Origin of the sequence: Rhodopirellula maiorica SM1 (assembly GCF_000346295.1) — a bacterium.
Lineage (GTDB): Bacteria > Planctomycetota > Planctomycetia > Pirellulales > Pirellulaceae > Novipirellula > Novipirellula maiorica.
Map to the genome: position 1 here is coordinate 1 of NZ_ANOG01000923.1, position 8270 is coordinate 8270.

The 8270-nt window shown below is 53.7% G+C and carries 5 protein-coding genes and 1 pseudogene; 5 read left to right on the forward strand and 1 reads right to left on the reverse strand.

The window, feature by feature from the left end; all coding sequences use genetic code 11:
• The first annotated feature begins 420 nt into the window (after positions 1-420).
• Together RMSM_RS43520 and RMSM_RS29275 are read left to right on the forward strand one after the other, a co-directional pair.
• Positions 421-549, forward strand: a complete 129-nt coding sequence (locus RMSM_RS43520) for a hypothetical protein (RefSeq protein WP_261340357.1) — start codon at positions 421-423, stop codon at positions 547-549.
• A gap of 547 nt (positions 550-1096) precedes the next feature.
• Positions 1097-1690 carry a cation efflux transmembrane domain-containing protein gene (locus RMSM_RS29275; protein WP_008705909.1) on the forward strand — a complete coding sequence of 198 codons (594 nt, stop codon included), beginning with the start codon at positions 1097-1099 and terminating at the stop codon, positions 1688-1690.
• Between the two features lie 328 nt (positions 1691-2018).
• On the opposite strand, the pseudogene RMSM_RS43900 reads toward RMSM_RS29275, so the two are convergent.
• Positions 2019-2126 (reverse strand): annotated as a pseudogene (locus RMSM_RS43900) (NIF family HAD-type phosphatase); the annotation flags it as partial.
• Positions 2127-2630: 504 nt separating this feature from the next.
• On the opposite strand from RMSM_RS43900, the gene RMSM_RS29280 reads away from it, so the two are divergent.
• From RMSM_RS29280 to RMSM_RS37885, 3 genes are all read left to right on the forward strand, one after another.
• Positions 2631-3092, forward strand: a complete 462-nt coding sequence (locus tag RMSM_RS29280; protein ID WP_008705913.1) for an NADAR family protein — start codon at positions 2631-2633, stop codon at positions 3090-3092.
• Between the two features lie 141 nt (positions 3093-3233).
• Complete coding sequence (locus tag RMSM_RS29285; protein ID WP_008705915.1) at positions 3234-5699, forward strand: ankyrin repeat domain-containing protein; 2466 nt, start codon at positions 3234-3236, stop codon at positions 5697-5699.
• An 846-nt stretch (positions 5700-6545) separates the two neighbouring features.
• Positions 6546-7952 carry an autotransporter domain-containing protein gene (locus RMSM_RS37885; protein ID WP_008705919.1) on the forward strand — a complete coding sequence of 469 codons (1407 nt, stop codon included), beginning with the start codon at positions 6546-6548 and terminating at the stop codon, positions 7950-7952.
• The last annotated feature ends 318 nt before the right edge of the window (positions 7953-8270 follow it).

Sequence of the window (8270 nt, forward strand, 5' to 3'; positions counted from 1 at the left end):
ACACGACTCAACCGGACGGCTCGCGCCGTGCCGCTACCAAAATAGTTGGCATTGGGCGAACGGCCCCTGGTCATCCAAAACAGCAACTTTGAACGACCGACCGCTATTTCCGAGTGCCAGCACGGAAAAGCAGGAACGCGCCAGCACCGAGCACGCAGAGGATCATGGCAATAATGAGAATCTCAAAAAATCCAGGCATGATTGTCTTCCTAGAGGTTGATTTCAGTTTTCGCAAAGGCCCCGTGACTCAGATACCCTCTGTTGTTTGTTGGTTTACACGCCAGACGTTTGGTTTGACAACTCTGGTTTGGACGACGTTCGCGAGAAGCGGCCTCTCCGCGGCACCAAGGCGATCGCAGCAAGGACCAGCATGGCGGCTGGCGAGAAAGCAATCCACGAGAGATTATGATCGAATCCCCAGTGAGAAGCTTCGATCAGGAACGAGACGAGTCCGACACAGGACATGAGAAACCCTATTGGGCCGACGGTGTACCGTCGGTCACGGTAGCAAAACGCGAAACCGATGATCCCGCATGCGAAGGACAATAGATACGTTACAGTAACCCACCAACCAAACTCGGATTGGTAGGGTACCCCAAAACCGTTTTCGAAGGCGTACTTGAAGAAGCACCAATGTAATGGTTCGCCTGACGTGAGGAACGTAACGATCGTGAAGTTCGTCGACGCGAGCAGCATCAGGAGGGCGTGAGCCGATAGTATCAAACGCATTGAACGTCGCCAGCGAACGGTGGATGGTGAACGGTGGATTCTGGACCTACGGCTCTATTCGCCTGGAGGCCAACGATATTGGGAACGACCGCAATTTTTTCCGAATTCCACTCGATCCGACGAATGGATCCGCTTTCATCAGTGCAAGATCAGTCAAATAACTCATTTCCCGCCATAGGTAATCGTTCAATCAAGTTAATTTGCCGACTTCTCGCCAAAACTGCGGACTTGTTCTCATCCGCTGCGAGGCTTCGAATGGTAGAAGACAACAGAATTTGTTTCGGAACAACAAGTGCGGCGATGGCTTTCACCGTAACACCAAGACTCGAGACCGGAAACACCGCAAACATCGGAGGCTAAGCTCAGCGTGAATGCATGTTGCCCAACCGAAGCTGACAACCTGCAACAGCGCCGCACCCTGTGGACCGTTCTGTTGATCAATGCGTTCATGTTCGCAGCCGAGCTTGGGGTTGGTATCTGGGCGGATTCGACCAGCCTTATTGCTGACTCGTTGGACATGCTCGCTGATGCAAGCGTTTACTCGATTAGCCTTTATGCCGTCGGGCGTGCTGCCTCGATTCGCCGAGGTGCGGCTCGGTTCAACGGCAGTCTACAGCTTGCCCTTGGCATCGGCGTCCTCGTTGATGCGAGTCGACGGGCGTTTCTGGGAAGTGACCCCGTAGCCACTCTGATGATGTGGATGGGAACCGCTGCATTGATTGCGAATATCGCCTGTCTGTTGATCCTGTTGAAACATCGACGCGGCGAAGTCAATATTCGCGCATCGTTCATTTGTTCGATCAATGACGTCGTGGCGAATGCTGGCGTGATTCTTTCGGGCTTGTTGGTTCAAATCACCGGCTCGCGATTTCCAGACCTAATCATAGGCCTCATTATTTCTGCGGTCGTCGTGCGTGGGGCCATCCAAATTCTAGCAGAAGCTCGCCGAGCCGAGGTCTGATCCTATTCCAGGTCATTCTTATCTGCATCCGCTGATTCGCCTTCGAGGCGTCACATGCTGGTTTCAAGTTCAATGGAATCATCCACAGTCGCCGTACCCGTGGAACCTGCGATCTATAAATCCTGAAAGTCTGCTCCCCTCGCTTCCGCCGGGCTTGTCCCGGTCGGAGCGACAACTGGCAGCTACCCAACAAGCCCCCCGATGCCTCTGACCTTTAGGTCAGAAATATTTTTGGACAGGACAATGGTAGTTGCCAGTTGTTATCCCGCCGGGACAAGCCCGGTCGGAAATACGTGACTTCCACAGCTAATCACCGAACGGTTCCTCATTATTTGTGCAAGTAGTCGGCACTCGACGACGACCATACAGCCAATTGAAATCGATCAGCACACTGCCGCAAAAACGGCTGCAAATATGGCCTTCGCCATACGAAGTAAGGCCCACACCGAAATTCGGCGGGCTGCTCAGTGGGATCTTCTGAAGCCCTCCTAAAATGCGTCGGCGGCTATGGGATGTAACTAAGCAGGTAGGTTGGAATCATGGGGTGGAATCCAGTTAGCCGTTTGGGCCAACGCGGTGAAGCATATCTCCCTATAAGGAAAACACGAATTCACTGTAGCGAAAATCGCAGAGACTTTCGGCCACGCCAGTAAAACCGAAACTCTCTGCGAGTTTCGCTACGAAAATTGCTTCACAGCGTTGCGTTTGGCGCTAGCCCCGGTTGAACGTCGGAACCGTGGCTAACGCCAAAGCGGCTAACATGCGGGAAGACTTCTGCCGAGCTGCTTATCTGCTGGAATGTGCTCGCTGGTGGCAGTCTACGACACGAATTTTGACACGAATTTTGAGTGAGGGTTCACATTCCCCGAACCTTGCCTGTGCACTTTTTGTCTTTGATAAGAATACACCTGCCTCTAGACGAAGCACCGGGACATCCGCCATGTCAGAAAAAAACGTCATCAAATTCTACAGCGTGAACGACGAATATGGCGAACTCTCAAATTTCGCTGCATTCCCCATTAAGCTGAAAGGGAAACGCTGGCCGACATCCGAGCACTACTTTCAGGGACAAAAGTTTCACGACGCCGGTCATCGTGAAGAGGTGCGAAAGGCCAAGACGCCGATGATCGCCGCACGACTCGGGCGTGATCGTAAAAAGAAGCTGCGGCGTGACTGGGATTCGATCAAAGACAACGTGATGCGAGATGCAGTCATGGCAAAGTTCACTCAACATCACGAACTGCGGGAACGGTTGCTGGCGACCGGCGACGCGAAATTGATCGAGCACACCTCAAACGACGACTATTGGGGCGACGGCGGTGACGGAAGCGGCAAAAACATACTGGGACGAATCCTGATGGAAGTCCGGGAAAAACTGCGAGAACAGAAAGCTAACGAATAGGGCAACGCGACATGAAAATCTTCAACTAACCACGCTCCTCTATTTTTCCATCTCGGCATCGACAAGCGTCGGCGTTACCGCTTTGCTAAACTAATAAGGCACCCAAATTCGCACTTCCGCCGACCGTTCGTTAGCACTAGCATGTTTCGCTCTCTTCTCCTGCATGATAGTCATGTCTACAAAATCGCGATGATTGCCATCGCGGTTGGAGCCATTGGATGTCAGGAACCGCGCGAAACAGAACCGCTCTCGCCATCGCAAACCGAGTCGCAGCAAACGGCGACTCACAACTCGCAAGCCCAGCGACGGCCAGACGAGCTGGATGAGCTTTCGCAGGACCTTTCACCGCAAACGCTTCAGTTGCTGAGGGAACATTTCCCCGACTATACGCTGCCGCTATCCACGCCGCGTGACAAACAAGTTCCGCCACCTGTACAAATGGAATCACAACCTTACATCGAGGTCAGTGCGAAGCCGCTTGCCGAGGCAGTGATCAATGGCGAGGTCGAACGAACCCGTCGACTGCTGCGATCGGGACATCCGGCCGATGAGACCTACTACGGCGAAAATTTGTTGCACGTTGCCGCCAAACGCGGCCAAACCGAGATTTGTGAACTGTTGTTGGACGCGGGGCTCGATGTTCACGGGTCAAGTGATGAAGAACCAAACCCTGCCCAAACACCGCTTCAGGCGGCGATCCTTTCGGGATCAATCGAGACAGCCGAGCTGTTACTTGCCCACGGCGCGGAACTCACGCCGACCAGCGCGAACAACAAGCGTGACGGACCTGCCCCGCTGCCCGTGTCGCTGGCGATTTCCTCTGGCAATCTCGACATGCTGAACTTCATCATTGATCAAGGTGAAGCCGCCGATCAATTTGCATTTTTGCATCAAGCGATCATGCAGGTCGTGGTGCCGGAGCAGAGACGAAAATTCGTTCAACGTCTTTTCGCTGCCGGCGCTGCAGAAGACATCAAACCGGACTCCCCCGAGCTGTTCGCCCACGCAATCGCGACTGGCGACGCGGAACTGGTGCAGATTTTGGAAGAGAAACTGCCTGTCGACTACGGTGAATCGCACCTGCGAGCGGCGGTCCAGTCGGGCGACCAAGATCTCTGTCGGTATCTGCTGTCCAAGGGAGTACGGGCGAAGCCGGATCCCGCAGTCGGCAACGAATTGCTGCGAATTGCCTTAATTGACCATCGTTCGCCCGAATTAGCAGAACTCGTTGTCGAGGCGGGTGAACGTAAAAAGTACTGCGTTCAGAGTGACGCGGCCACCTCGTATTGCAACCTCCGCGACTTTGCTCATCCGCTGTATCACACCGCGATGGCAAACGATTTGAATCTTTGCCGCTACCTGATTCGCGAGTTCTCGGACGATCCTAATTTGTGGGGTTCACTTATTTACGAACCCTACGAATACGAGTCGGGAATCAAGTTTTTCCAAAAAGACAACACGATCCTGTTTGCGGCTGTGTTTGATGATAATGTCGAAGCACTCAAGCTGCTTTTGAGATACACGCAGCGTCCCGGCCAGCAGCCGATTGTCGACATCAATGCCCAGAACGGCGTTGGCCATACAGTGTTGCACGAAGCCGTGAACTTCGGAGCTCCGCGATGCGTTCAAGTCCTGTTGGCCGCCGGCGCCGATCCGACGATTGCTCGCAACGACGGTTGCACGCCGCTGCACATTGCGATGCAACGACACTTGCTTCCCCACCATCATTCAGACACCCCGATGCCCGAAGCGATGTCGAAGATATTTCCGATGCTGGCCGCCGCAACGATGTCGCATGGCGACGAGAATTGGGTCAATCGCACGAACGAGAACGACGAGACGATTCTTCACCGTCATGCTCGAGCCGCACATCCAAGCATTTGCCAGAAATTGATCGAACTAAACGCGGATGTCAATGCAGTCGACCATCGTGGGCAAACCGCCCTGCACCATGCCATTGATGGCACGTTCGAATATCAAAAACCGGACGACAAAGAACGTCACATCGCGACTTGCGTGACGCTGCTGAACAACGGAATCGACATCACCCAAGCGGATGCGTCCGCACACCAAAATTACGTTCGTTGTGCAGCGGCGAAGAACCTTTACGAAGTCTACGATGCGTTGCTGGAAAAAGATGCCAAACCAGATTTGGCCCAGAACGCAGGCAGCTTAATGGGTTCCGCTGCAAAATTTGGAAAGCCAGAACGGATCAAGCAACTTTTGAACTGGGGCGCCGACGTTAACTCGCGAGACTCCGAGGACTCGACCGCACTCCATCAGGCTGCCCGCTTTCATCATCTTGAAGTGTGCGAACTGCTGATTGCCAATGGTGCAGACGTCAACGCGACAGACCAGCGTGGGCAAACACCGCTGTTTGAATTGTTTGATCGCTGGGCCATTCATCCCGAGCATCTTCAAAACGAGGAAACACAGACGAAGGCGTTTGCAGTATTAACGTTGTTGCTCGAGCACGGCGCTGATCCCGAGATCAAAACCAACAGCACGACTTATACGTCGTTCAGCGGTACTGTTGTGGAGATTTACAAAAACATGCCGCAATCATTTCGCCAAGCCCTACAAACAATTAGCACAACAAGCTTCTGATCTCGAACTCACATAAAAACGACGGGGTATCAGGTTGCCGCAACTGGCTAGATTCAGTAGTTGCGTGGGTAGATACGTTCGCCCCAAACAGCCACCAACCCGAATGCGATCGCGCAGGTCACCGTTCGAACAGGAGCGATACTGTTGTACGGCCCCGCAAAGAACAGCGTGCCAAATACAGCAACCGAAAAAGACCGACGCGGCTTTGTGCGCAGACGATCCCGATACGGCTCACCAACCGGCGCCTCCTCGTTGATTTCTTCCGCTGGTGGTTTATATGGATTCACAGGCTTTCGATTCGACAACGTCGAAGTCACTCGGTAATCAGGTAGAACCGGATTATTGGCAGAAATCGATTAGCCGTCTGGGCCAACCCTGATGAACTACCTCGTCCGTCATGGGTGTATTCGACGGACTAGGAAGTCCATCGTACGACTAATTCAACAGCACGCTGGCGCCAAAGCGGCCAATCTACGGAAAAACTTCTGCCTAGCGGCTTAATCAATGCAGCAGATTGTCCAGGAAAATGTGAGAAGCAAAATCGAGCGTTGCTACATCCAGTACGAATGCCCCCCACCGGACAAACGCCGGAAGGTCAAAAGATGGGAGCTTAGAAATTAAAAAGGCAGAAACACTCCTCCACTCCCTCTGCGTGGGCGGGGGAAAGAGGAATCGCAATCTGGGGGCTCGGTGGAATCGATCATCCGGATTGTCCGCTTTGTGGCAAAGCTGTTTGAATTAGCGCTGATGACGATCCGATGAACTTGTCTCGTCGATATTCCGTTTGCGTGCGATCGATTCATGCCGCAACCTCGTCACCACCCAACCTCGAGTCTTCGCATCCTCATGGGTAATCTACTCACCCGACCCTTTTTCACTGGATTGCTGTTCATCGTCGGCGCGACGATGGCGGCAGAGGCTTCGGCGATGCAAATCTTCGTCAAGACGCTTGCCGGAAAGACGATCACGCTGGACGTGGAAGCATCGGACAGCATCGAAAATGTGAAGCAGAAGATCCAAGACAAAGAGGGCACTCCTCCAGACCATCAACGACTGATTTTCGCAGGCAAACAACTCGAAGATGGTCGCACGCTATCGGACTACAACATTCAGAAAGAGTCAACGCTGCACTTGGTGTTGGTGACACCCGACCCCACGCCGGACCCCGCTGCCAATTCTGCGGAATCATCCCTCGCGAATCTGCTGGGCAACACCACTCATGTTTTGATTCAGACGGGTGGTTTCCAATTCCAAATGCTGCGTAATCAAATTCACAATATCGTCAACACCGCTGGCGACTCGAACAGCGGCGACATCCAGTTCGTCGCCTTGGACGCTCCGTCAAGCGAGAATGATTTGCAATTGGTCAGCTACGTTGACGCCGAGATGCTGCTCCCCACCGGGCATTCCGAATCGTCACGACAGAGACGCGGCTACCGCACCAACGGCACTTGGAGTGGTTGGATTGAAGGCTACGGCGTCGGGGGCCAGGCGGACGGACGCGGAATGGCGGCCGGTTTCGACTACGCTGCTGGCGGCACGCAGTTCGGAGTGTTCCGACGAATCGATCCACAAACATTGTGCGGCGTGTTTGGCAACTATGGCTACCAAGCGATTCGTTCTGATGATGGTGCTCGCGCGGACATCAACGGGGTACAGTCCGGAGTGTTCTTGCATCGACAAGACGACCAAGGCAACTACTATATCTTGGCTGGCAACGCGGGCTACAACGATCACGAAACATCTCGCAGCGGAGGAGTCGAAGGTGAATTCGGTGGCGTCCAGACCGGCGTATTTTTAGAACGTGGCTGGACGCGATCGTGGCGGTCATTGACGATCCAGCCCACTAGCTCGCTGCAACACATTTGGGTGCACCAGGACGATTTCACCGAAACGGGGACGCGAGGTGTCACGGTTGATGACATTGATGCGTTTTCATTTCGCAGCGTCCTGGGCGCTCATTGCTACGGATCGCAGCGGACCTTGATGAAATCGGCTTGGACCTGGCAGCCGACTACTCGTGTTCAATGGATGCACGAATTTCTTGATCCTGCGACCACGGTTACCGGCAGTTTGGACGGAACAAGCTTTGCCCTCGATGGTCTGGACTTAGGCCGCGACTGGGCTCTCGTAGGTTTTGGCGGTTACGCGTACCAACATCGCAACACGACTGTGGGCGCCAACTACGATCTGCAGATCAACGAACGGCAAGCCTTTCATACCGGCAGCTTCAACGTCATTTGGACTCGCTAGGCTGCCGTGCTGATATGCCTAGTGCCATCTACTTTGGCAACCATTGGGGGATGCTAAAGTAGTGGAATTCGCCAGAATTCCCATCTTTGTTGTTGAAACATCAGGAACTCTGGCGAGTCCCACTACGAAAGTAGATGGCATTGGGCGCGGGGCCGCCCGGTACCATTGAAACAATTTGCAAAGATAAGCAACTTCGACTCGGATCGTGTTCTCGTCCTCACCGCCAAGTTCCAATGAATGCCAAGATCTCGGTGCAAGTCACCTGAAACGATCCGCCGATATGGTGAACTGAGTACATAGTCGCCAGCGGTGGTGTTC

Coding starts and splice junctions, on each gene's coding strand:
- RMSM_RS29280 (WP_008705913.1), top strand. CDS start 2,631: ATGTCAGAAAAAAACGTCATCAAATTCTACAGCGTGAACGACGAATAT.
- RMSM_RS29285 (WP_008705915.1), top strand. CDS start 3,234: ATGTTTCGCTCTCTTCTCCTGCATGATAGTCATGTCTACAAAATCGCG.
- RMSM_RS37885 (WP_008705919.1), top strand. CDS start 6,546: ATGGGTAATCTACTCACCCGACCCTTTTTCACTGGATTGCTGTTCATC.